The 24831-nt window shown below is 41.0% G+C and carries 19 protein-coding genes; 6 read left to right on the top strand and 13 right to left on the bottom strand.

Annotation, left to right across the window (positions count from 1 at the left end; all coding sequences use genetic code 11):
- Window positions 1-392 precede the first annotated feature (392 nt).
- On the bottom strand, window positions 393-2558 hold the full coding sequence (locus ABJH64_RS16045; RefSeq protein ID WP_348275229.1) for a glutamine synthetase III: 2166 nt from the start codon (window positions 2556-2558) through the stop codon (window positions 393-395).
- A 232-nt stretch (window positions 2559-2790) separates the two neighbouring features.
- Between ABJH64_RS16045 and mtaB the strand changes: the two genes are divergently transcribed.
- From mtaB to ABJH64_RS16020, 5 genes are all read left to right on the top strand, one after another.
- On the top strand, window positions 2791-4110 hold the full coding sequence (gene mtaB / locus ABJH64_RS16040; RefSeq protein WP_348275230.1) for a tRNA (N(6)-L-threonylcarbamoyladenosine(37)-C(2))-methylthiotransferase MtaB: 1320 nt from the start codon (window positions 2791-2793) through the stop codon (window positions 4108-4110).
- A 60-nt stretch (window positions 4111-4170) separates the two neighbouring features.
- The gene (locus tag ABJH64_RS16035) at window positions 4171-4524 is read left to right on the top strand and encodes a DUF805 domain-containing protein (RefSeq protein ID WP_348275231.1); all 354 of its coding nucleotides are present in this window, start codon (window positions 4171-4173) and stop codon (window positions 4522-4524) included.
- A 195-nt stretch (window positions 4525-4719) separates the two neighbouring features.
- Complete coding sequence (locus tag ABJH64_RS16030) at window positions 4720-6729, top strand: alpha amylase C-terminal domain-containing protein (RefSeq protein WP_348275232.1); 2010 nt, start codon at window positions 4720-4722, stop codon at window positions 6727-6729.
- A 114-nt stretch (window positions 6730-6843) separates the two neighbouring features.
- The gene (locus ABJH64_RS16025) at window positions 6844-7518 is read left to right on the top strand and encodes a hypothetical protein (protein ID WP_348275233.1); all 675 of its coding nucleotides are present in this window, start codon (window positions 6844-6846) and stop codon (window positions 7516-7518) included.
- Between the two features lie 22 nt (window positions 7519-7540).
- The gene (locus tag ABJH64_RS16020) at window positions 7541-8167 is read left to right on the top strand and encodes a YdeI/OmpD-associated family protein (protein WP_348275234.1); all 627 of its coding nucleotides are present in this window, start codon (window positions 7541-7543) and stop codon (window positions 8165-8167) included.
- A 216-nt stretch (window positions 8168-8383) separates the two neighbouring features.
- Here the strand turns inward: ABJH64_RS16020 and ABJH64_RS16015 are convergent, their stop codons facing one another.
- The 12 genes from ABJH64_RS16015 to lpxK all read right to left on the bottom strand — a co-directional run bounded on the left by ABJH64_RS16015 (window position 8384) and on the right by lpxK (window position 23537).
- Window positions 8384-10075 (bottom strand): GMC family oxidoreductase, encoded by a 1692-nt coding sequence (locus ABJH64_RS16015; RefSeq protein WP_348275235.1) that lies wholly within the window; start codon window positions 10073-10075, stop codon window positions 8384-8386.
- Window positions 10076-10238: 163 nt separating this feature from the next.
- A complete protein-coding gene (locus ABJH64_RS16010) occupies window positions 10239-11540 on the bottom strand; it encodes a M23 family metallopeptidase (protein ID WP_348275236.1) in 1302 nt (433 codons plus the stop codon).
- Complete coding sequence (locus ABJH64_RS16005) at window positions 11537-12037, bottom strand: DUF6789 family protein (RefSeq protein WP_348275237.1); 501 nt, start codon at window positions 12035-12037, stop codon at window positions 11537-11539. The genes ABJH64_RS16010 and ABJH64_RS16005 overlap by 4 nt, the downstream gene beginning before the upstream one ends.
- Window positions 12038-12182: 145 nt before the next feature.
- Window positions 12183-13511, bottom strand: coding sequence for a sorbosone dehydrogenase family protein (locus ABJH64_RS16000; RefSeq protein WP_348299720.1), 1329 nt, complete (start codon window positions 13509-13511; stop codon window positions 12183-12185).
- A gap of 135 nt (window positions 13512-13646) precedes the next feature.
- Window positions 13647-16070 carry a DNA ligase D gene (gene ligD, locus ABJH64_RS15995; protein ID WP_348275239.1) on the bottom strand — a complete coding sequence of 808 codons (2424 nt, stop codon included), beginning with the start codon at window positions 16068-16070 and terminating at the stop codon, window positions 13647-13649.
- Entirely contained in the window at window positions 16070-16840 is a 771-nt protein-coding gene (locus ABJH64_RS15990) for a Ku protein (RefSeq protein WP_348275240.1), read from the bottom strand. Before ABJH64_RS15990 ends, ligD begins: the two co-directional genes overlap by 1 nt.
- Window positions 16841-16944: 104 nt before the next feature.
- Window positions 16945-17832, bottom strand: coding sequence for an SDR family oxidoreductase (locus ABJH64_RS15985; RefSeq protein WP_348275243.1), 888 nt, complete (start codon window positions 17830-17832; stop codon window positions 16945-16947).
- Complete coding sequence (locus ABJH64_RS15980) at window positions 17825-18073, bottom strand: Rho termination factor N-terminal domain-containing protein (RefSeq protein WP_348275241.1); 249 nt, start codon at window positions 18071-18073, stop codon at window positions 17825-17827. The genes ABJH64_RS15985 and ABJH64_RS15980 overlap by 8 nt, the downstream gene beginning before the upstream one ends.
- Before the next feature lie 479 nt (window positions 18074-18552).
- On the bottom strand, window positions 18553-19797 hold the full coding sequence (locus ABJH64_RS15975; RefSeq protein WP_348299722.1) for an ABC transporter permease: 1245 nt from the start codon (window positions 19795-19797) through the stop codon (window positions 18553-18555).
- 106 nt (window positions 19798-19903) lie between these two features.
- Window positions 19904-20515 carry a tRNA-(ms[2]io[6]A)-hydroxylase gene (locus tag ABJH64_RS15970; RefSeq protein ID WP_348274479.1) on the bottom strand — a complete coding sequence of 204 codons (612 nt, stop codon included), beginning with the start codon at window positions 20513-20515 and terminating at the stop codon, window positions 19904-19906.
- A 1-nt stretch (window position 20516) separates the two neighbouring features.
- Window positions 20517-22481 carry a putative porin gene (locus tag ABJH64_RS15965; protein WP_348274478.1) on the bottom strand — a complete coding sequence of 655 codons (1965 nt, stop codon included), beginning with the start codon at window positions 22479-22481 and terminating at the stop codon, window positions 20517-20519.
- Window positions 22482-23537 (bottom strand): tetraacyldisaccharide 4'-kinase, encoded by a 1056-nt coding sequence (lpxK, locus tag ABJH64_RS15960; RefSeq protein WP_348274477.1) that lies wholly within the window; start codon window positions 23535-23537, stop codon window positions 22482-22484.
- Window positions 23538-23730: 193 nt separating this feature from the next.
- Between lpxK and ABJH64_RS15955 the strand changes: the two genes are divergently transcribed.
- Window positions 23731-24831: a Nif3-like dinuclear metal center hexameric protein gene (locus tag ABJH64_RS15955; RefSeq protein ID WP_348274476.1), complete on the top strand. Its 1101-nt coding sequence runs from the start codon at window positions 23731-23733 to the stop codon at window positions 24829-24831.

The raw sequence follows: 24831 nt of genomic DNA, 5'->3' as shown, positions 1-24831 counted from the left end.
TACCGAAAGCTTCATTTTTGCATATTACTGGCAATTTTTGGCTAGATTTTAAACATGTTGATTCTGAGAGTAAGAAATTTGATTTAACCTATATGTTTCATTGGTATTTTTTGATGAATAAAATAGGGCGCATGGTCTAATTCTTAGTATTGTTATTTTATTTAATGTATAAATCATATAACTATCTCTTAAAATCTATCTGCTTACCTGCTAACTAGTCGGAATACCGAAGTGGTCTCAACTTTTATGAAAGACATTTCCTATGTTATCTTTCTCTTTACAAGGGCAGGAAAGTGGATTATCAGATCCATAAAAACTTAAAAAGTGCCTAAACCAAAAAAAAACCATTCCCTAAGGAATGGTTTTAAAAGTTGTATTAGATAAGCTTAGTTCTACCTTAAGAAAAGCATTTCTCTGTATTTCACCAGTGGCCAAGATTCATCGTCCACCAACAGTTCTAACTTATCGACTGCGTATCGGATTTTGTCAAAGTAAGCTTCTTTCACTTCTGTCTGATATCCTTTTGCCATTTTCACAATATCAGTCTCCTTATTCAGCTTTTTACGAGCCTCCACCATTGCGGTAATATTCGCTTTCAAAGATTCGATATGTCTGGACACTTCCTTGATTGTCTCTACTGCAGCAGTATTGTCCAATCCAAGCCCCTTCAGGCCATTTGCATTTTGAATAATCTTGTTCTGGTACAGAATCGCAGTAGGGATAATATGATTTAGCGCCAAATCACCCATCACACGACCTTCAATCTGTATCTTTTTCATGAAGCTCTCAAGCATAATCTCGTGACGAGCATGTACTTCTACACCGTTCATTACATTATGTCTTTCGAAAAGCTCCTTCGTGGCTTTGGAAGAATACACATCCAATGCTAAAGGCGTGGACTTTAAGTTAGAAAGACCTCTTTTCTGAGCTTCAGCAGCCCATTCATCAGAATATCCATCTCCTTCAAAGCGCACCTTCTTACTTTCTTTGATGTATTTTCTCAAGACATTGACTATTGCAATTTTCTTTTCCTTACCGGCATTCATTTCCTTTTCGATGTCTTTCAACAAACTAGACAATACATCTGCTACGATCACATTCAATACAGTCATTGGTCCCGCTGAGTTAGCTTGAGAACCTACTGCACGGAATTCAAACTTGTTACCCGTGAAAGCAAATGGAGAAGTTCTGTTTCTATCAGTATTGTCAAGGATGATCTCAGGAATCTTGGAGATTCCCAACTTCATATACATGTTGTCACCTTTCTCGATCTTGATGTTGCCATTTTTCTCGAGTTCATTCAGTACCTCAGTCAAAGTAGCTCCAAGGAATACAGAAATGATTGCAGGTGGAGCCTCATTAGCTCCGAGACGATGATCGTTTCCTGCAGAAGCAATACTTGCTCTCAACAAATCCGCATGATCGTGAACTGCTTTAACCGTCGCAACCAAGAAAGTCAAGAATTGGAGATTCTCTCTTGCTGAATTGCTTGGTTGGAAAAGATTGATACCTGTATCCGTGATGAGTGACCAGTTGTTATGCTTTCCACTTCCATTCACACCAGCAAAAGGCTTCTCGTGAAGCAAAACTTTCAAATCATGTCTCTCGGCTGCTTTTTCCATCACATCCATAAGCAATTGGTTGTGATCGGATGCCTTGTTTATTTCTTCAAATAACGGTGCCACCTCGAATTGACCTGGAGCCACTTCGTTGTGACGTGTCATTACAGGAATACCTAACTTCAACGCTTCAGTCTCGAAGTCAACCATGAAGTCCTTCACTCGTGTAGGGATGGATCCGAAATAGTGATCGTCTAACTGTTGACCTCTCGCCGGGCTATGTCCGAAAACTGTTCTACCACCCATGACCAAATCAGGTCTGGCGGCATAGAGTGCTTTATCTATCACAAAGTACTCCTGCTCTACACCTAAAGAAGGCTGTACCTTTCGAACATTTCTATCAAACAACTGGCAGATGGCTACTGCAGCATCATTGACAGCCTCCACAGATTTCAATAGTGGAGTTTTATAATCCAATGCTTCACCAGTGTAAGACACAAAGATGGTTGGAATACAAAGCGTATTTTCAAATATAAAAATAGGAGAAGTTGGGTCCCATGCGGTGTAGCCTCTCGCTTCGAAAGTAGAGCGGATACCACCATTTGGGAAGGAAGACGCATCTGGTTCTTGCTGAACTAGCGCACTGCCTTTGAATTTCTCCATTCCTCCCAGCGCATCAAAAAACGAATCATGCTTCTCAGCTGTAGATCCTGTGAGTGGCTGAAACCAGTGTGTATAATGAGTGACGCCCTTGGACAATGCCCAGGTTTTCACAGCAGATGCTACTTCTTCAGCAGTGGCAGCGTCTATTTTGGTGCCTTTATCAATTGCCTCCATCACTCTTTTATAAGCTGAAGGAGCTAAGGACACCTTCATTTGAGCAGTTCCAAAAGTGTTCACACCAAAATAATCTGAAATCTTAGTGGATGGCGGTACTTTACTAGGAATTCTCTGTCTAGTCTGCACCAATGATAAGGCTTGTTGTCTGAGTGTTGCCATTTCTACAATATGTGGTTTAAAATTATACTCACAAAAATAGAAAAATATGTTTCCAAAAATGCTTTTGACTCATTTTTGACCTCACTTTTGAAAAAATTTACACTTTTTTCAAAAAATCATGATAAAAAGATACCATTTCACCTCAAAACTCTCATTTCCCCCCAGATTTTTGGAGAATTGAAAACAAGCAGAGATTAATTACCTTTGCAATCTCATTGTCAGAAGCATAATTGTGAAAAAAGTAGCCTTTTATACCTTAGGATGTAAGCTAAATTTCTCTGAAACCTCCACAATCAGTCGCCAATTTGAAGAAAAAGGCTACCAAAAAGTGGAATTTCAGGAAAACCCCGATATTTTCATCATCAACACCTGCTCGGTCACCGAGAATGCCGACAAGAAATGTAAGAAGATCGTAAAAGAGGCTAAGAAGATTTCTCCCAACTCCTATGTGACCATCATCGGCTGCTACGCTCAGCTCAAACCACAAGAGATCTCCGAGATCGATGGAGTAGATGCAGTCTTGGGTGCTGCAGAGAAATTTCGCTTGATTGAGCTTTTGGATGATTTTGCAACAGCACAGGAGACCAAAGTCCTAGCATCCGAGATCCAAGAAGCCACTGTATTTAATAATGCCTACTCGATCAATGACCGCACGCGTACTTTTCTGAAGGTGCAGGACGGCTGCAACTACGGCTGCGCTTTCTGTACTATTCCCCTGGCTAGAGGAAAAAGCCGAAGTCACACCATCGAGAGTGTGATCCAATCTGCGAAAGAAATCGCCGCGACTGGCGTAAATGAAATTGTGCTGACGGGCGTGAACATAGGTGATTTCGGAATAGTGGAAGGAAAGCGAAATGAGCGTTTTGCAGATTTGGTCTATGCGCTCGATGAAGTAGATGGAATCAACCGTCTGAGAATCTCATCCATTGAACCTAACCTGCTCACTAACGAGATCATCAGCTTTGCTGCTCAATCCAAGAGATTTGTGCCCCACTTCCATGTTCCGCTTCAATCTGGCTCAAATACTATTTTGAGAAAAATGGGCAGAAGGTACCTGCGCGAACTTTATGTAGATCGGGTGACGAAGATCAAAACGCTCATGCCTCACGCTTGCATTGGAGTAGATGTGATCGTAGGGTTCCCGGGCGAGACGGACGAACTTTTCCTCGAAACCTATAATTTTCTGAATGAGCTCGAAATTTCATATCTACACGTATTCACCTACTCCGAGCGAGCTAATACCAGAGCTGCGGAGATGGACGATGTTGTGCCTATCAAAAAAAGAAATGAGCGTTCAAAAATGCTTCGTATCCTTTCGGAGAAAAAAAGAAGGAAGTTCTATACCGAAAATCTAGGAAAAACCTTCACCGTACTATTTGAAGAAGACGTGGAAGATGGAAAAATGCATGGCTTCACCGAAAATTACATCAGAGTTGCTGCTAAGTATGACCCCATGCTAATCAACGAATTGAAGCTGGTAAAACTCGATCAAATCAATGAAAAAGGAAATGTAGAGGTACTTGAGCCTGAGATGGTATTCGAAAAGCACTAAGACTACTATCAAGTCTTTATTAATCTTTGAACAAGAAGGGATTCAACCTGTTGTATAAATATGACTTCAATATTTAGACCGACCGGAAGAATCACCAGAAGATTATATTTAGTGTTTTTCATCATCTTCTATTGCATCAACATCTTATGCTTACTATTGATCTGGGACAGCTACAATTCCCAATCATGGGCAATCTTTTATGGAGCTGCAGTAGCTCTAATTGCATCTATTAGTGTATTACTGATCCAGGCAATCAAAAGACTTCACGATATAGGCCTAGATTGGAAATACGCCTTGTACCTACTAATTCCACCTCCCGTTAATTTCATTGGATTTATCTGGCTAGCGGTAAAAAAAGGGCAGGATGGTGAAAATAAATACGGATCAGACCCGAGGGTAACTGACATTGTATGAAAATGGTCTTTTGCCTTCGGAGAAAAAAGTAACTTTCCAAACGACCTGGATAGAATTTGCTATCGCATTAAGTCTTTGTTTATTGATAGCACCTGTTTTTTTTAAAGGAGTAAAAAAGAATACAACCACAGAAGTTCATAATTGCTGATTTCCACCCACATTTTTATAAATTCAGATCAGCTAATAATATACTACGTGGAAGAATCATCAAAACTCGCTTTAGTCCAAGAAGAAAAATGGCTTACTCAATATGAACCTCAAATCCAGAGAAGATTTGACCGATATCAGGAGGCAATACGAGAAATAGAGGACTTCAGTGGCAATATTATTGAATACGCTTCTGTCCATAACTTTTTCGGAATACACTTCGAAGCCTGGAGAAAAGGCTGGGTGTATCGGGAATGGGCACCGGCTGCTAAGCAACTTTACTTTTTCGGTGATTTCAATGGCTGGAATCGCAGCTCCCATCCGATGAAAAAAAGCGGTCGTGGCGACTGGGAGATATTTTTACCCTATGAGCAATACAAAGATCATTTTATCCATGGGAGTAAAGTCAAAGTCCATGTAGTCACTGAAAAAAATGCGCTTGATAGAATCCCCGCATACATACGAAGAGTTATTCAAGACGAGACAACGTACGATGTAGCAGGTCAGCTGTGGTTTGCAGAGGAGTTCAAGTGGTCTGATCAGTCTTTTAGCACAAAGAAAAGCTTAGAACAACCGCTGATCTACGAATGCCATGTGGGTATGGCACAAGAGAAAATGGGCGTAGGTACCTACCAAGAATTCGAAGCGTTCACACTGCCTCGTATCAAAGCCGCTGGGTACAATACTATTCAGCTGATGGCCGTGATGGAGCATCCCTATTATGGATCTTTTGGCTACCATGTCTCTAATTTCTTTGCGCCCACCTCTAGGTTTGGGACTCCAGAGGAGCTAAAGTCACTGGTGAATAAAGCGCATCAAATGGGCATAGCGGTGGTAATGGATATCGTTCATTCTCATGCCATCAAAAATGTAAATGAAGGATTGAATGAGTTTGATGGCAGCCAGCACCAATATTTTCATCCAGGCGAAAGAGGTTATCATGAGGCCTGGGACTCCAAAGTTTTTGACTATTCCAAGCGAGAAGTGCAGCAATTCTTACTCTCAAATATTCGGTATTGGTTGGAAGAGTTTCATTTCGATGGATTTCGCTTCGATGGAGTGACCTCTATCATGTATTTGCATCATGGTTTATTTATGGACTTTGACTCAGTTGATCTGTATTTTGACCATAATGTAGATGAAGATGCCATCCTTTACTTGCAGCTCGCGAACACACTAATCCATACTCTCAAACCTGAAAACATTTCCATAGCAGAGGACATGAGCGGCATGCCTGGCCTAGCCAGACCGATCGCTGAAGGTGGAATCGGATTTGACTTCCGTATGGCGATGGGAGTACCCGATTTTTGGATCAAAACCCTAAAGCATAAGCAAGATGAGGAGTGGGATATGTTTGAGCTCTGGCATCAGCTGACCAATCGGCCACAGGCAGAGCGCTCTATAGGCTATGCAGAAAGTCACGATCAGGCACTGGTGGGCGATCAGACCTTAGCTTTCCGGCTGATGAAGGAGCAAATGTATTTCTCCATGTCTGTACTCCAGCAAAATCTAGCAGTAGATAGAGGAGTTGCGCTTCACAAACTCATACGGCTAATCACGCTCACTCTCGGTGGTGAAGGCTATTTGAATTTCATAGGAAACGAATTTGGACATCCGGATTGGGTGGATTTCCCTAGAGCTGGGAACGACTGGAGCTACATGCATGCACGTAGGCAATGGTCACTCGTAGATGATCCTTTGCTTCGCTATGGGCATCTCGACGCCTGGGACAAAGCCATCATCAAACTTGCGAATGAGTATATGCTTCTAGCTTTAGCACCTGCTGTGCAGCTGTACTTGGATCCGGATAAAAAGATATTGGCGTACGAAAGGGGCGGATTAATCTTCGTTTTCTCCTTCCACCCTACCGAGTCAATACTTGGGCTTCCTGTTCATGTGCCTGTCGCTGGGAAATATAAGATCCTGCTAGATTCCGATGAAAAGGAATATGGCGGTTTCCAAAGACTGGATCAAAAGATTGTTTACCCCACAGATAAAAAGCAGCGCTTAGAATTGTATGTACCTAATCGAACAGCAGTGGTCTTAAAAATGGAGTGAGTGTCTGGTCGCTTGTTTAGCAAAGGAATTACTAGCGACTCAACCTAAGAAACAACAGCACATCTCTTACTTTCTAATCTACTACCTTCGAGTGACTTCAGTTATACTAGTCTAATGATTCGCAGCCTTTTCATCGTTTTTATTTTGTTTTCTTGCGGCAGTCTTCAGTCTGGGGAAGAGATTTTGAGGAAAAGTATAACCTTTCATGACCCTGAGGAAAAGTGGGGAAAATTGCAGGAAAAAATCCGGGTCAGAAGTGATTTTGTCTATCCAAACACCTCGCTGGATGGATTGATGATAGGTTTAGATAACGCAAAGCAACTAGTCTCTTATTACAATTTATCTTTCGATCAAGAAATTCTTTTTACTGACTCTACTTGCACTGTGATCAGTGGAGACAAAACTTGCGAGCAAGCAGCCTGGACAAAGAATTTCTACCATTTTATTCTGGGACTTCCCATGACTCTCAAAAATGATGACGGAATAATCCATGAATTAACTTTAGACACAACTTTTCATGGCATCCCATCTTATAGAGTAGCGATAGATTTTGAGAAAGAAAATTGGCATTTCTATTTTGATAAAGTAGATTATCACCTCGTAGGATTTGCTTTCAACAAAAACTTTGAGGTAAAAGCTGAAGAAATCCTAACCGAGGAATTGATCGAAATTGACGGAATGAATCTACCAAAAACCAGATATTGGTGGATCACCACAGATTCTCTTGCGCCCATTTATTCTGGCAAAGATGAAATCATTGGTTCTTCGACTTGGGTGCACACGTACTAGATCTAGTAGTTAAACCGTATTTATGAAAATGACTACGAATGTAGAAACCTATTTCACCGAAGGCTGTGGTCGCTGTCCTCTCGGAGGTACTCCAGCCTGTAAAGTCCATACCTGGACGAAAGAATTAAATCTGTTGAGAAAAATCATACAGGAATGCGGACTGACAGAAGAGTCAAAGTGGGGAGTTCCCACCTATACGTTTCAGAAAAGTAATGTTTTGATTTTAGCAGCGTTCAAAGAATTTTGCTCCATCAGCTTTTTGAAAGGAGCCTTATTGAGCGATGAGCAAGGAATACTCACCAAACCTGGTGCAAACACACAGGCAGCCAGGCTAATGAAGTTCACCCAAGTGCAGCAAATTGACTCGCTGAGATCAACAATTAAGGCCTATATTTTTGAAGCAATAGAAGCCGAAAAGCAAGGACTGGAAGTGATCCTCAAAAAGAATCCAGAACCAATCCTGGGTGAATTGCAAGCTTATTTTGAAAATGACCCAAGTTTCAAAACAGCGTTCGAAGCGTTGACGCCAGGTCGGCAAAGAGGGTATAACCTATATTTTTCAGCGGCCAAACAATCAAAAACCAGGGAATCGAGGATAGAAAAATGCATTCCAAAAATCCTTGAAGGAAAAGGATTGAATGATCGCTGACATCATCAATCATCCAAATCCTATTTTCTTAATAATTCCTAACTACAAAAGACCTTCTAGAGCTTAATTATGGATATCCGCTCTTACCGGTAAAAAGATAAAAGCAACTTAATGATTGGTAAGATCTAGCATGGAGTCTGCTTCAGTCCTACGACTTCGGTCTTCCAGCCTATAAAGAATGAAGGACTTCTTGCCTGCGGATAATCATACTATTTTTTAGCCAATATTCCCTTTTTTCATCTCCTTGACGGCATAATCCACTGCTCTGGCTGTCAGCGCCATATAGGTTATAGATGGGTTTTGAACTCCTGTAGAAGACATAGCTGCTCCATCAGTCACAAAAACATTTGGCAAATCATGCAATTGGTTATGTGCGTTGAGGATGGAAGTTTTTGGATCTTTTCCCATGCGAGCACCTCCCATTTCATGAATATCCAGCCCTGGGTTTTGGCCACTATCTGAAGTTCTGACATTTTTACAGCCTGCCTTTTCTAGCATTTCTTGGCCCTGAGCATAGAAATCCGCCAGGATCTTCTCATCATTTTCATCGTAACTCACATCAATTTTCAGCTGAGGAATCCCCCACTCGTCTGTCAGTTCTTTACTGAGCGATACGTGGTTCGTTGCCTTGGGGATCGTCTCACCTTGAATCATCATCCAGACATGCCATGGCCCTACTTCTGTATGTGCCTGCTTTAAGTCAGCACCCAACGGTGCTTCTGCTACTCCATTTCCGCGTGATCTAGAGGCGTTAAAAAAAGGCATGTACCCACCTTGAAAATCCATGTCCTGCTTTTTCACATTTCTGAAATTCGGCATCATCATCGTAGTCGGACGACGACCATAATAATAACTATCCTCCATCCCTTCAAAATCCGCGCTGATGGAGCCTCTGTAATTATGAAAAGAAATGTATTTGCCTAGAACCCCCGAATCATTACCCAACCCATCAGGATAGCGTTTGGAGGTGCTATTTAGTAAAATCAAATTCGTATTGAGTGCTGCGGCATTTAAGAAAATAACCTTTGCAAAATATTCTGTAGCCTCTTTGGTCACACGATCTATCACCCGCACTCCGGTGACTTTTCCCTTTTCATCATCATAGATAATCGAGTGAACGACTGAATCGGGTCTGAGGGTCAAATTCCCAGTTTTCGCAGCCCACGGCAAAGTTCCGGAATTACTACTGAAGTATCCTCCAAATGGACAACCACGATAGCATTGATTCCTAGCCATACACTGACCACGACCTTGCTGAAGGTGAACTTCATTGGGTTTGGTGAGATGCGCACATCGACCTCCGATCGGGTCTCTATCGGGGTAGCTAGCTTTCATGCGTTTTTGCAATTCTTTTTCCACGCAATTCAACTCCCAGGCTGGCAAAAACTCCCCATCCGGTAGCGTATCCAGCCCCTCATAGCTTCCACTAATGCCGACAAATTTCTCCACGTGACTATACCAAGGAGCAATATCTTCGTAACCGATCGGCCACTCTATCCCATAGCCATCACGCCCTGGCCTTTCAAACTCATATCTACTCCAGCGTTGGGTTTGCCTAGCCCAAATCAAGGACTTACCTCCTACCTGATAGCCTCTAATCCAGTCAAAGGGTTTTTCTTGAACATAAGGATGCTCTGAATCCTTGGCGAAAAAATGTTGCGTATCTTCTTTGTAAGCATAACAGCGATTGACCACGGGGTCGGCAAGTTTTTGATCTCTTGGAATTTGATTACGATGGGGCATATCCCAAGGCGTTGCTGTCATGGTCGGGTAGTCTTTAAGATGCTTTACATCTCTTCCACGCTCCAACACCAGTGTTTTCAACCCTTTTTCACAGAATTCTTTGGCAGCCCACCCTCCACTAATTCCGGAACCAATAACAATTGCATCGTATTCATTTGCTTTCATGGGTGAAAAATATAGAAATAAACCAAGACTTTGATAAGATTTTCTATAAAGTCCCGTAACATCTGATTTTTAAGGTTGTAAAAACATAATAAAATCGGATAAGCCTCTTCGGCATTATTTAGTAGATATACCTAATCTAATTTAACCACGCAATCGGTTAATTTTAATCAGCAGAAGTCAGATACAATAGGTTTCCATCTTTGTCTATGATCAACTTTCGACCATTTCCAGAATACCCTATTGAAGAAAAATGTGCTAAATCTACGCTCAGACTATCAGAGGTAGAATTAGCTTGAGTGAAAGCATAAGTTTCCTTTTCTTCTAAGGCTATTGAATCTACCGCTGAAAGCAAATTTCGATACAAAAAGCCATTGACTCCTTCTACTGTCTTAACCTGAAACCAATCTAAAGTAGCGGCAAGGATGAAAACTGGAGTATTTACTTCGAGCTTGGAGATGACTTCAGATTTGGTGGTGGGTTGGGACCTTATATTTGAATTTGCTGTATTTACTCTCATGATCGTAGCCAACTGTTGAACTTCTAACTCAGGTGCAGCATCAAATTCAGTTTCAATTGCTGGAAATGGGTTGATTGCGCCACTCTGGTATATTCCAAAATGCAAATGTGGGGCTGTAGATCTCGCGTTTCCTGTATTTCCAACCAAACCCAAGGTGTCTCCAGGACTTACTCGCTGAAGATTGCTCACCAATTGACTATCCAAATGTGCAAAATAAAGGTTCCAACCCCGCTTAGTATCTCTTACCCATACTTGCTTGCCCCCCAACCCTCGATCTCGAACTGCAGTAACAACTCCCTCCACCGGAGCCAAAACCGTAGTACCACGACTTGCAAAAATATCCACTCCTTCATGAGATCTTTCTCCTCCATCCCTCACATCGCCCCATACGCTTTGAATAGCAGCGCTATTTTTTCCCTCAACTGGGAAAACTGCATAAGTAGCCGTACCGGTGATTCTCACCTGAAAATTTCCTTCTCCCAATAATTCCGGTTGAATTCGAAGTAAGTATTGGCCAGTCTTATCGGCCTCAAACTTCAAAGGATCATTTTTCGCAGTATAGGATTCTATCTCTTTAAGGTCTGATCCAGTCAATAAATCCACTATTAATTTACTGCTATCACTTGCCTGCCAATTAACAATAATATTGACGGAAGCTCCCTGATCAAGTTGAATACTCCAAGCTCTAGCTTCTACGCTTTTAGACAGGAAACTTCCTTGAATGGCAACAGGAACTTCAAGTTCAGAAGCCGTTAAAATGGCATCATCGGCGGAGCTTTGCCACTCAAGACCTATTTTAGTAGTAGCGATACCGGAATTTTTAAGAGTATTCTGATACTGAGCTCTGGCTGAATTGGATTGAAAAATTTTTAGCGTTTGATTGTTGCAAGATGAAATGAAAATCATCAAAATAGCAAAAACCGAAAATGTTAATTTTAATGATTTCATGGAGAAAGTTTAGCTTGATCAATAAGTTGATACCATAGTTCTGGATTATCAGTGATCAGTTGAAAAACATTTACGGTGACTATCCCGAATACGATATGTGAAATAAATAAAGCCAGGAAATAATGAAGTTTGGAGAATTTTGGAGGGTGCGAGTGAAACCTTAGATAACCATACCAAACTACTATCGCCAATATTCCACTAATCGCACCAATTAGTATTGAATCTTGAAAATTGATTCTAAAAACTCCCCAATTCCAAAGCAAGAAATATGCAAACGAAAAGAGTATCCCAACTCCAAAATGGGCTAGTGAGCCAATAATTAAGGCGTTCTTGCTAGGACTGTAATAATTTCGCTCCGCAACCAACAAGTTGCCCAAAACATGAATCACCATGGTAAACTTCTTTGTAATGTATGAATAAGAGTACATCACTAGTGTCATTGCAATGGTACCCGCTACTCCAGCAACAATAGTGATCAAGAAATGCTTACTATCCATAATTTGCAAATTAAGATCATCAAATCTATAATACCTTAAATAGGCACTAACTATAGATTCAATGAACCTGGTTACTTAGATCAATAATCATTATTTGTATCAAATAAGCCTTATTCTATCAGGTGGTGCTACTTGAAGGACAATTTTAATTCCCAGTATGCTTGATTTTCCATAAGGTATTTCCGCTGTCATCATTTACCAATAATGAACCATCAGGCAAAACCGTCACATCCACAGGACGGCCATAAACCTCAGAGTTATCAGCATCAGATACGAATCCTGTTAGAAAATCCTCAGGTTTACCAGTCGGTTTTCCATTTGCAAAAGGAACAAAAACTACTTTATATCCTGAAAGATTTTTACGGTTCCACGATCCATGTTGACCTACAAAAGCACCATTTTTATATTTCTCCGGGAAGTTTGATCCGTCGTAAAAAGTTAATCCCAATGATGCAGTATGACTACCCACAGGAACATCGGGAATAATTGCTTTAGCTACCAATTCGGGAGCCTCACCTTGCATTCTTGGATCTTCTATTTGACCAAAATATGAATACGGCCATCCATAAAAACCTCCTTTTTGGACACTGGTAATGTAATCTGGCACCAAATTGTCACCCAATTCGTCTCGCTCATTCACTGCTGTCCACAGCTCATTATTAGCAGGATTCCATGACATCCCAACTGGATTTCTCAAGCCACTTGCATACATAATTTCTCCTGTTCCATCAGGGTTAACTTCCAAAATTCCTGCTCTTCTTTTTTCCTCATCCATGCCGTGTTCCGCATTATTACTTGCTGAACCCACAGAAATATAGATTTTTGAACCGTCTTCATTTGTAATCAAATTTCTTGTCCAATGGTTATTGTAACCTCCTGCTGGCAAATCCACTATTTTCTCTCCTTCTCCTTCTAATTTCAGCTGGCCTGCTTTATAAGGGAATCTGTATAAACCATCTGTATTTGCGATATAGAAGAATTCATTAAGTATTAGCATCCCATAAGGACTATTCAAATCTTCATTGAAAATTTCACGGATTTCATAATCGCCATTCTTATCTCCATCTCTGAAAATAGTGATCCGGTCAGCGCTACCTTTGGTGTTACTTTCCACTACGAAAATGTCCTCGTTCGGCCCTACATACGTATTTCTTGGATTATCAAGTTCATCAGCAAACTTAGAAACGGTAAATCCTGCCGGAGCTACAGGCATTTTATCATCAGACCATCCCACTACTTTACTGTGGTTCTTAACAGATTCGGAAGAATAAGGAGCAGGCAAAATCAATTCTCCAACTGCAGTTTGAACAGTATCAGAACTAGTCTGTGAAATTTCCTCCTTCTCTTTATTAGATACTTTTTCCTGACAAGATGCCAAGCTGATTGAGCCTGAAATTAAAAGTGAGATTGCTAGCGAAGGTTTTAAATACATGATCGGTTTAGATTTGATTTTCACCTCACTAGTATCAATCATGTAGCCAAGCTAGAGTATTAAAAATTTATGCGTATTAGGCTGATTAAAGCCATGTTTGTAAAGGCAAGGACGAAACCGATCTGCAGATCTGAGAATAAAACTACTCAAATTGGGCTGTTTGTTTTTAAAGATAAGTTAGGTCTCTAATCGCTCTAGAACCTTAGAGATATCAACTCCTTTCCCTAGTACTTCCAGAAAAAGTTTTGGGTGTTTTTTAATTCTCTCTTTCATTGTGAAAATAGTGAACTCATTCTTGTCGAGTTTGCCAGTAACCTCCTTCCAAAGCAAAGGGGTGGAAACTGTAGCGCCTGGTTGCGGACGAACGCAGTAGACTGACGCTAGTGTTTGGCCAGATCGATTTTGGAGATAGTCCAAATAGATTCTACCTTTTCTAGCCTTAAGAGATCTTTGCATGGTAGTCAATTTGGGAAGTTGCTCCTGGATAATACTGCATAACAACTTGCAGAAATTTCTCCCCTCCTCAAAACTATACTTCCCTCCCATCGGGACATAAATATGCAGTCCACTTGATCCCGATGTCTTACAGTAACCTTTAATATTAAGCTCATTCAGCAGCTGATGAAAAGCTTGTGCAACCTCAATAACCTGAATAAAATTGTTTTTGTCAGAGGGGTCCAAATCAATCACGATATAATCAGGTCTATCAAGTGAGCCCATTCTAGCATTCCATGGATTGATCTCGATGCAACTTAGATTTGCCATATATATAAGTGTAGCTTCATTCTGACAAAGCATATAATCAATGTACTTATCCGATGATTCAGAATGAATACGTGTCTTCTGGATCCAATCCGGATATCCCTCCGGAGTATCTTTCTGGTAGAAACTATTTTTGTCTATTCCATTAGGATGACGATGGAGGTTTTGTGGACGGTCCTTGAGGAAAGGCAAAATGTACTCCGAGACAGAAAGATAATATTCAATGAGATTGTATTTGGTGATTCCTTCCTTAGGCCAAAGTGCTTTTTCCAAGTTGGTTATCTGAACATTTATCCCGTCTATCTCCACAGAATTTTCAGCAGATTCACTTTTGCTTTTAGGCGCTTCTATCTTATTTATTCTTAGTTGGGGCGGGTACTTATCATTTCTCAATCCCTTAAAAACAGGTTGACGAAGTCGCCCGTTTTCGGTCCATTCTGTGAACGTAACTTCAGCTATTATCACAGGTTTTAACCATACAGGCTCCCTTCCATTTAGATTGATTTTCTCACTTAAAGGCGATTTGGATTGTATGATTTTCGAAAACCTATCGACTAACTCCGTTTGCAAAGCAATTGAAAAACCTGTTCCGCAATTACCTACATACACAAGTTCATCCTTTTTCTCCATACCTAGAATCAAGGAGCCAAAGGGTCTATTCTCCGATATAGTATAGCCACATACGAGAGTTTCCAAGCTTTCATGTGTCTTAAATTTCATCCAATCTTCTGTACGCGCACCAGGATAATAGAACGAATCAGACTTTTTGCCGATGATACCCTCAAGACCTTTAGCTTTTGCTTCCTCAAAAAAAGCTTTCCCTCCTCCTACTATATGATTACTGTATCGTATCCCCGGCATATCTTCTACTAAGGTTTCTAGAAGTTCCTTTCGTTCTTCCAAAGAAAAATGCACGATACTATGACCATCTAGAAAGAGTAAATCAAAAACCATATAAATCAACTCTCCCCTCGGTTCTTCATCGTAATGTTGTAACCATTGAAATTTTGAAACCCCATTCTTATCCAAAGTCACAACCTCCCCATCTAGAATCGCAGGTTTAGGAAGGCTCTTCAAGTTCTCTAGTAGCGAGGGGAAAATTCTCGAATAATCCACTCCATTGCGAGAATAAAGCATTGTGGCTTTTGAGGAATGATTGCACAGCATGCGATAGCCATCCCATTTGATTTCATAGAACCAATTTTTGGAAGTACTGAATTTCAAATCTTTGCTGCTAGAGGCTAGCATTGGCTGGACTTGTTGATTAATTGAGAGGGTTTTTGAGGGAGTGGAAGTCTCCTCAACATTTATATCATTAAGGTGAAGGTTAGCATCGTAGTCTAACTCGGAGGCAAATTCATCCTTCTTTTTGATCAATAACCATTGAGTAAGATTTCCCTCAAATTTTGTTCTCACTAAAGCAAAAGCCCCTCTCAACTTTGCTCCAAAAAAAGTAATCTTCAAATCTCCGTCATCCAACATCTCCTGTAATGCATCCTTCTTATCTGACATAGGAGTAAAAGTGCCCGAATCCCAGATTGTCATTTCCCCTGCCCCATAATTACCTTGGGGGATTGTGCCCTGAAAATCCAAATACTTCAACGGATGATCTTCTGTCTGGACGGCCAATCTTTTATCGTTGGCATTTAAAGAAGGACCTTTGGGAATTGCCCAACTTTTCAGCACGCCACCTATTTCAAGTCTCAGGTCAAAGTGTAAGCGGCTGGCATGATGCCGCTGAACAACAAAACGGAGTTCACTGGTATCTCTGGCGAATTCCCCCTTCGGCTCATTCGTTTTGTTGAAATCACGTTTTTTATTGTAATCATCCAATGCCATCAGGATGCCTTCTTGCGTTTTTCCAGACTTGCTTTCAGCTGCGCCATCAAATCTTTAGAATTCGTTTTTTCTGGCTCAAATTTCTTAACCACAGCCTTTTTTCCTTTAGATTTGGCTTTGATCACCTTCATCAATTGCTCATTATACTGATCTTTGTATTTAGACAGGTCAAATTTTTCACTGTACTGCTTGATCAGCGACTCCGCCATTTCAATTTCTTTTGCTGTGGCTTTGGAGGTCGCAATTTTTAGATCCTCAGGACTTCTGATCTCATCTGAAAACCTGATAACATGAAGAACCAATACGGTCTTGTAAATCCCTATTAAACAAAGATTTTCCTTTTGTCTCATGACGAAAGTGGCCAAACCAAGCTTCTTAGTTTTTTTTAGTGCATCGCGAAGAAGATTGTAAGCCTTGCCACCACCCTTTTGGGGTTCTAGGAAATACGGCTTTTTGAAAAGCATATCTGCTACTTCCGTCTCATTTACGAAAGCTTCGATTTCTACTACTTTGCTCTTTTTGGAATTTGCTTGATCAAAATCTTCATCTTCGAGGATGATGTACTTGTCATCAAGCTTGTAGCCCTTTACAATATTTTTCCACTCTACTTCTTTACCAGATTTCTCATTAATTCTTTGATAACGAATCCTTTCATGATCCTTTGAATCAAGCATATCCAGATCAATTCTTCGATCTTCAGAAGCAGAATACATTTTTATCGGGATATTGACCAGACCAAAACCTAGCGAGCCATTCCATATTGATTTCATGATTTATTGGATTTGTATTGTGACGTATTTAGATTTTTTGATGGTGAAGTCATAAACCTGGTTCAGATATTTCTTCATGAAGAATCACCCAAACACTTTACCGATTAACCGCCAACTACTTCACCTCCATTTACATGGATGAACTGTCCTGTAATGTATGAGCTATCTTCACTTGCCAAAAAAACGTAAGCAGGAGCTACCTCGCTAGGTTGACCCGCCCTGCCCAGTGCAGTATCTTGACCAAAATCTGTGACATCATCAAATGTAGCAGGGATGAGCGGAGTCCATATTGGACCGGGTGCCACTCCATTGACACGGATTTTATCCTTGGCAAGCATCAGCGCCAATGAACGAGTAAATCCAACAATTGCACCTTTGGTACTCGCATAATCTACTAAATGCTCACTTCCACGATAAGTAGTCACTGAACTGGTATTGATAATGGAATCGCCAGCCTTGAAATGTGGGATCGCTAATTTTGCAAGGTGGAAAAATGAGAAAATGTTGGTCTCAAAAGTCTCATGCAATTGCTTGGTTGTGATGGATTTCAAGTCATTTTTAGGGAATTGCACTGCTGCATTATTCACCAAAATATTAATACCTCCCAATTCTTTCACACATTGGTCGAGTGCCTTTTTGCAGAAACTCTCAGACTTCAAATCTCCTTCGATTAGCAGACATTTTCTGCCTTCTTTTTCTACTAGTTCTTGGGTGTCTTTCGCATCCTTGTCTTCACTGATATAAATTATCGCCACATCAGCTCCTTCTCGGGCAAAATGCACGGCGACACTTCTACCGATCCCGCTGTCTCCTCCGGTGATGAGTGCTACTTTATTTTTTAATTTTCCGCTTCCCTTGTATCCTTTCCGGATTACCTCAGGCTCTGGCTTCATTTTGCTTTGTTGTCCAGGAAGGGACTGTTTTTGTTCTGGAAATTCGCTTGGCTTTTTCATTGTTGTTGTGGTTTGGTAAGTGTCTTTTTGATTAGGAATTCCTTAAGGCATCTATCAACTGGCTCTTAGTCATTTTGCTTCTGCCTTCGATACCGACTTTTTTAGCCTGATCATAAAGTTCCTGTTTGGTTCTATCTTCGTACTTCTCTGCTTTGCCACCTTTTTTGCCCGAATTGGGGGTGTTTGCTATACGAGCAGCTTTAGTTTTACTCATTCCGTCTCTGCGCAGAGCTTCATATTTCTCATCATTTTTGATGCTTGGTCCATGGTCTTTTGTCATGATTTCTAGGGTTTAAAGGTTGTTTTTGATCGTTTTACAAGAGTTGGAGATTGTGATTTTGATCGTTTTCTCCTGCTGGAAACAACGTCTCCTTCTAGTAATAATTCACAAAAAATGCCGAACTCACGTTGGTGACTTTCAAAAACAAATAGGCTTCTATTTTTCCACCTAATGAAACGCTGCGCTCAAGCTGATAAAAAACACCTAAGTAGTGGAGTGAAGAACTTCAACGTGTTTGCTGAAAAAAAGCACAACTTCTTCTAGAAGCTAGCAGCAAAAAATAAGGATGCAAAGTAACTTCTTACGGTTGTCATTTGACGACTCAAATTCATAAGCCGCTGCATTCACCAGATTAATAGATGGACGGGCAATGATACCTTTTGCACTTGCAGGATTTCAAGTGGTTAACCTAGTCATCTAAAAGAAAAAGGCTTCCATTTTACAAATTGGAAGCCTTTTTCATGAGTAGAAAAATAAACCTACTCGTATCTCAACGATTCAATCGGGTCAAGTTTGGAAGCTTTGTAAGCCGGGAAATATCCAGACATTAATCCAACCAAAATACAAATCCCAAAAGCAATAATCATCCAAAGCCATGGGATCAAGAAACCTCCAACCCCAATAACCAGTGCTATGATATTTCCTATAGAAATACCTAAAACCACACCCATAGCTCCTCCCAGAATACAAATCATAATAGCTTCGAATAAAAACTGTTGTCTGATTCTTAATGGAGTAGCACCTAATGCTTTTCGGATACCGATCTCTCGTGTTCGCTCCGTCACCGATACGAGCATGATGTTCATCAAGCCAATAGACGCTCCCAACAAGGTAATAAACCCGATTCCAAAACCTCCTATCCTAAGATATCCAGCTACTTCCTCGAGACTTTCTGCCACTGATTCACTTTTGGTCAAATCAAAAGAATCTTCCTGAGCTACGCGGTCTTGTCTGATTTCTCTCATCATGCCAATTGCCTGACCCATTTCATAATCTATTCGCTCTGGTCCAGAGGCTACACCAGTCACACTGTATGTCAAACTTCCTCTTTTATCCAATCGGCTGGCATTTTCAATGGGAATCAAAATCTGCCTGTCGGCACCTTGATCAGGCCCCATACCTCCTTGTTCTTCGAGGATGCCTATAATAGTATAGGGCATACCCAGAACAGTAATCTTTTTATTCAAAGGATCTTCATTCGATTCGAAAAGGGTAGTTCCAAGCTCTTTTCCAATGATACAGACGTTATACCCATTTTGGATCTCCATGCTGGTGAAGTTCCGTCCAAAATCAAGCGTCAGTGCCTTAATATTCAAATAATTTTCGTCAGCCCCCAGCACCCGGACGTTTGGGTTAGTTTTCTTAGAATCTCGCTTTATTTCCGCACTTCCGGTCACCCGAGTAAAAACAGTAGCTATACCTACGCTAGTGTATTTCTCTTTAAAGTCCATGACTTCTCTAAACGTCAATCTAGGATAAGTTTTCTCTGTTTTACCATCCTGAATGGCTCTACCACCACTGAAGCCCTTATTTCGAAGATCAAATGAATTTGCTCCCAATCCAGAGAAACTATCTGCGATTTGCGCTTTTATCCCATCTATAGCGGTCAGCATTCCGACTAGCGAAGAGATCCCTATGGCGATTATAGCACCTGTAAGTACAGTTCTTAATAAATTAACTTTAATGGAGCGTACCGCTTCACGTACGTTTTCGATCAGATTCATAAATTGTTCGTATCAGTACAAAATTATTGATCAATTCTGCCTAGTGGTATCAAGTATAGATAATTCCTCGTGAAATGACTATCCGGTTATAAAAATTAAGATTTTATCAATGAATTCGGTCTCCCCGAACGTCAAGATTTTGCATCACCTCAGCCTCGTAATTGAGCCATTCCTGCCATCTGCTATTTACTAAATCTGGATTTTGATACTTTCTGGCCAATTCTATGAACGTAACGTAATGCCCTGCTTCAGAAACCATTAATTCATAGTAAAACTTCTGAAGCTCTTTGTCTTCCAGATGTTTGGAGAGTAATTTAAACCGCTCACAACTTCTAGCTTCAATTAACGCATTCAGCAACAAATGCTCAATGAGCTGCTGCGTCCTGCTGCCTCCTTTTTTCACAAAATCCGTAAGCTGGACGACATACTCGTCTTTCCTAACGGGCCCAAAGGTCAAGCCTCGGGCGCGAATACATTCAAGAACGCGCTCGAAATGCCCCCATTCTTCTGCTACAATAGGTGTAAGCGTATCTACTAATTCTATATGATCGTTATACCTCACGATCAAACTTATGCAAGAAGAAGCTGCCTTCTGCTCACAGTATGCATGATCTGTGAGGACATCTTCAAGTCTCATCTCCGCCACCCGTACCCAGCGCGGATCTGTGGGTAGTTTCAAATGCAGCATTTTTTCCCTTGTACTTTCTTCCCAACTCATCCTAATCAAATAAATACCATGTGATTCCCAAATCGATGAATGACTTATATCCTGTGTAATCTGGAGTGACGAAGTATCCTTCTTCCTGCATCAATCCACTATTCAAATGATTGAATTTCAATAAAACACGGGTTCTATTGATACGGAAATCCAAGAACACATCCGCCACAGGGTATGCATAGACATTGAAATCATTTTGCAAATAGAACTGCTGCGTGGCAGGTGAATAGGCTGTCGCAAAATAGTCTGAATGATAGCGAATATCTAAGCCGATCTGTACGTAAACATTGTCATTGAAGAGCGGACTGTCAAAGTAAAATTTGGTATTAGCATAGAATTCTGGAATTCTAAACTTGTCGCTAGACTCACCAGAGATCTGAGTGTAAATCAACTCCGTATCCCATTGAAACTTTCGGCCAATACGAACGCTGGCTTTCACTCCTGGAATCAGCATAAAAGCCTCACCGCTAGCCTGTTCTGCTATACGTTTTTCATTGAAATACACGTAATTATTTATGCGGTTAATAGTCAAGGAAGGCCTGAGCTGGATTTTGTTAAAATTCAGTTTGAATACACCTCTTAGCTGATCCACTCCTACATTATCAAAGTCATTGTCCCATTGATAATGATTGCCATAGTATAGCTGTTCCATAGCAGTTGGCTTGTACACAGCTTTGGTATAATCTACCTCTAGCCACGGCGAAACAAACAATCCATGTAATCTAAAGGCACCAGGAACAAGGTATTCTCCATCTGCACTTAACGACCAATTCTCCGAGATTTTACCGATGAGTTCCCCACCTATATAAACTTCGTTAAAATTATTTTTCTCTCCGTCTGGATAAAAGGGGCTTTTCATCCGACCAGCTCTGAATTTTGCGTGAGCATTGTAATAGAACCCCTTAAAACTCCCTTTAAACCCAACCTCATTGCCCCATTCTTTGAAATCATTATAATTCCTCGTAGTGTCCAATTGAGAGCTATCACGACTGGCATTGAATCGCGTTTTGGGATAGAAAAGAGAATCACTGGAAGTCAGCGCTGCTGAAAGGGTGTTGTCTCTATTCTTTTGATCGAAAATGTGATAGATCTGCAATTCATCTCGTATGCTGTATTCATGATAGAATCTATATTCCTGTCTTAGATCACTAGCCTGTGTATTGCTGAGCCATACTTTGGCATCTTCGTAAGTGAAATACAAAGAAGTAGAATCCACAGATGGAGGAATAATTCCTCCGATTTCGTTCACCTTGTGAAGCATTCTGGAGAAATTTCCCAGCAGCCAATACTTCCCGTTTTCAGAACGGTAGTTGGTATGGAGAGAATATGAATTTTGCACGACCATATTATCATCGCGAGCCACCGGGTTGAGCGTTTTTCTAGCTCGTATCGTATGAAAATCAAAGCCCACGTTCCACCTAGAATTGATATTTCGCGCAAAAGCGATGTCCAGCATGTTTCGCTGTCCTCCTCCAAAAAAGGCGGACATCTCCGTAAACGGTGATTTGGTATCGAAATACTTGTTGTCCTCCGGCGCATGGTAGTACAGATCATACACTGAAAAACCTGCTCTAGTACCGATTACATCAGGAATCTCATAAAACATTGGTTTAGTAGCACTACCGATATTGCCTAGGTCTTGGTATTTCCAATTGCTTTTGGCAACTGGATCATAATTGTGAAAATTATTCAGGGCTGTATCCTGGGGATAGAGAATCAGGTTATTTCGCTTGATATCCTTCTCGAAAAAGTAAAGACTTGTTTTCGGACCATACACCATCCTGGTACTATCATCCAAAAGAGTTCTCCTAATCCCATCTTCTTCATTTTCTTCTGGATCCACCACTTCGCCAGTTCTTCGCTGATTTGGGTTTTGAGTCGTAGGAGGAACGGTACGCTGCGCAAATGTGAACGGAATAGTCCCGACGCAGAGTAAAAATAGAATGCAGAGTAACCGTTTATTCACTTAGATAATATCCCTTTTGAAGACTTTTTGTTGGATTAGTTGTGCCAAAGCTAGCTCATCAGCTGGAGAAAAACACACTTCTATAGGCAGCACAAAAATCGGAATTTCTTCCAGAAAACCTTTGGGTGCATTCGATTTAACTTTCACGGCGTCCTTTTCAGTGGTAAACACCACAGGCTTTTGAGCCGCATATTGATTCATTTTGGAGCGAATTTTCTCAAAATCCGAAAGTCCATAATCGTGATGATCCGGGTAACTCATCACCTCAAGCAAGTCATACTTTGTTCGTACATAGTCCACAAGAGGCTGATCATTAGCCAGACCCGTAAGCAGCAGTATTTTGCCAGTAATAGAGGTTTGATTCATCAGCCCAAAAGGCCTTCCATAGGTAATTGAGGAAAACAAAACAGGAGTACCCATCCTAATATTAGGAGACACCTTGCTAATTAGTCTAGTTTTTTCAGAAGCTGAAAGTGCCTCGGGACATTTAGTGATGACTACAACATCTGCTCTTTTTGCACCAGCTCTACTTTCTCTGATTCGGCCCATAGGCAGTAAAAAATCCGAATAAAATGGTCGCTGATAGGTAGTCAACAGAATCTTCAGGTCGCCTGTTACATACCTGTGCTGAAAAGCATCATCTAAAATTATCAACTCGGGGGAGGTTGGCAGTGCAGCGATTTTATTCAATGCGTTTACTCGGTTTTCTCCCACGAATACTGAGATATCTTGTCCAAATTTCTGGAAAATTTGAAAGGGCTCATCCCCAATATCATCAGGAGATAGCATCCAATTTGCCTGAAGAAAACCATTGGTCTTACGCCCGTATCCTCTACTGAGTACAGCAGTACTTTTCTCCTTTTGCAACATTCGAATTAGGAATTCCACCATGGGAGTTTTGCCTGTGCCGCCCACACTGAGATTACCAACCACAATACTTGGAATAGGAGAATGGGCACTTTTCAGCCAGCCCATATCAAAAAACCAATTCCGAAGGCTAGTGACCAACTTGTACAGTAAAGCGAAAGGATAAAGCAAAAAAGCGTACCAGCGCATTGGAGAATTACTATTTTTGATCAAATAAAATGTGATTATCTGTAATGATGCCAGAATTTAAAATCCCCTGCTCAACAGGAAAGAATGCTAGTGACCGAGGGAGCCTCAATTCTTAAGTTGACCAAATCCTATTGTACTTTTGGCTTTTTACTGGTATCAAAGCGGATATACATGTCAAATAAACAGAAAAATTATGGGATACAAGATTAGCGAAGTGATTTCCTACCTGGAGCAAATCGCACCTCCATCCTATCAGGAGTCCTACGATAATGCCACATTGATCACAGGGGACAGACATGCCCAAGTGACCGGAATAGTTTGCTCTCTAGATTGTCTAGAATCCACTGTGGAAGAAGCTATAAGCCTGGGAGCCAACATGATTGTAGCTCATCACCCTATCGTATTTAAGGGTTTGAAAAGCCTCACAGGAAAAAATTACGTGGAGCGAACCATCATCAAAGCAATCAAAAATAACATCGCTATTTATGCTATTCATACCAACCTCGACCATGTGGCTAATGGGGTAAACAAGCGCATTTCGGATCGATTAAACTTAGTGGACACGAAGATTTTACAGCCTAAAAAGCAATTGCTTAGTAAGCTGGTTTTCTTTGTGCCTGTTGCAGAAAAAGACAAGGTACTCCAAGCCGTCTATTCAGCTGGAGCCGGAAAAATCGGTGAGTATGCTGATTGCTCTTTTCAGCTGGCAGGAGTAGGAACATACACGCCATCTTCACAAGCAAATCCAACCATCGGCGAGCGCGGAAGGCCACAGGAAGAGGCTGAAATACGAGTGGAAGTATTAGTAGCCAATCATCTGCTACCCACTGTTCTGAAGAAAATGCGCGATGCTCACTCCTACGAGGAGGTAGCCTATTATGTACAAAGTCTTGAAAATGAAAATCAGGAAGTAGGCGCTGGGATGATTGGAAGCCTTCAGCAAGAAATGGAGGAAGAAGAATTCCTGGACTATCTCAAAATCAAAATGAATTTGAGTGTCATCAAGCACACGGCACTCATTTCCCGGAAAATCAAGAAAGTAGCCGTATGTGGTGGTGCAGGAATATTTCTGCTGAGCGATGCTAAAAGAGCCGGAGCGGATGTATTTGTGACAGCAGATGTAAAATACCACGAATTTTTTGACGCTGATGGAGCATTAATTCTCTGTGACATCGGACATTATGAGAGCGAAATTTTCACAAAAGAATTACTCCACGAGTTATTGTCACAAAATTTCCCTAATATTGCACTCTATTTGACAAAAGTAGTTACAAATCCCTCATCCTACCGATAG

Source organism: Algoriphagus sp. (assembly GCF_039969895.1).
In the GTDB taxonomy this organism is placed as follows: domain Bacteria; phylum Bacteroidota; class Bacteroidia; order Cytophagales; family Cyclobacteriaceae; genus Algoriphagus.
This window is presented reverse-complemented; position numbering and strand designations above follow the sequence as displayed.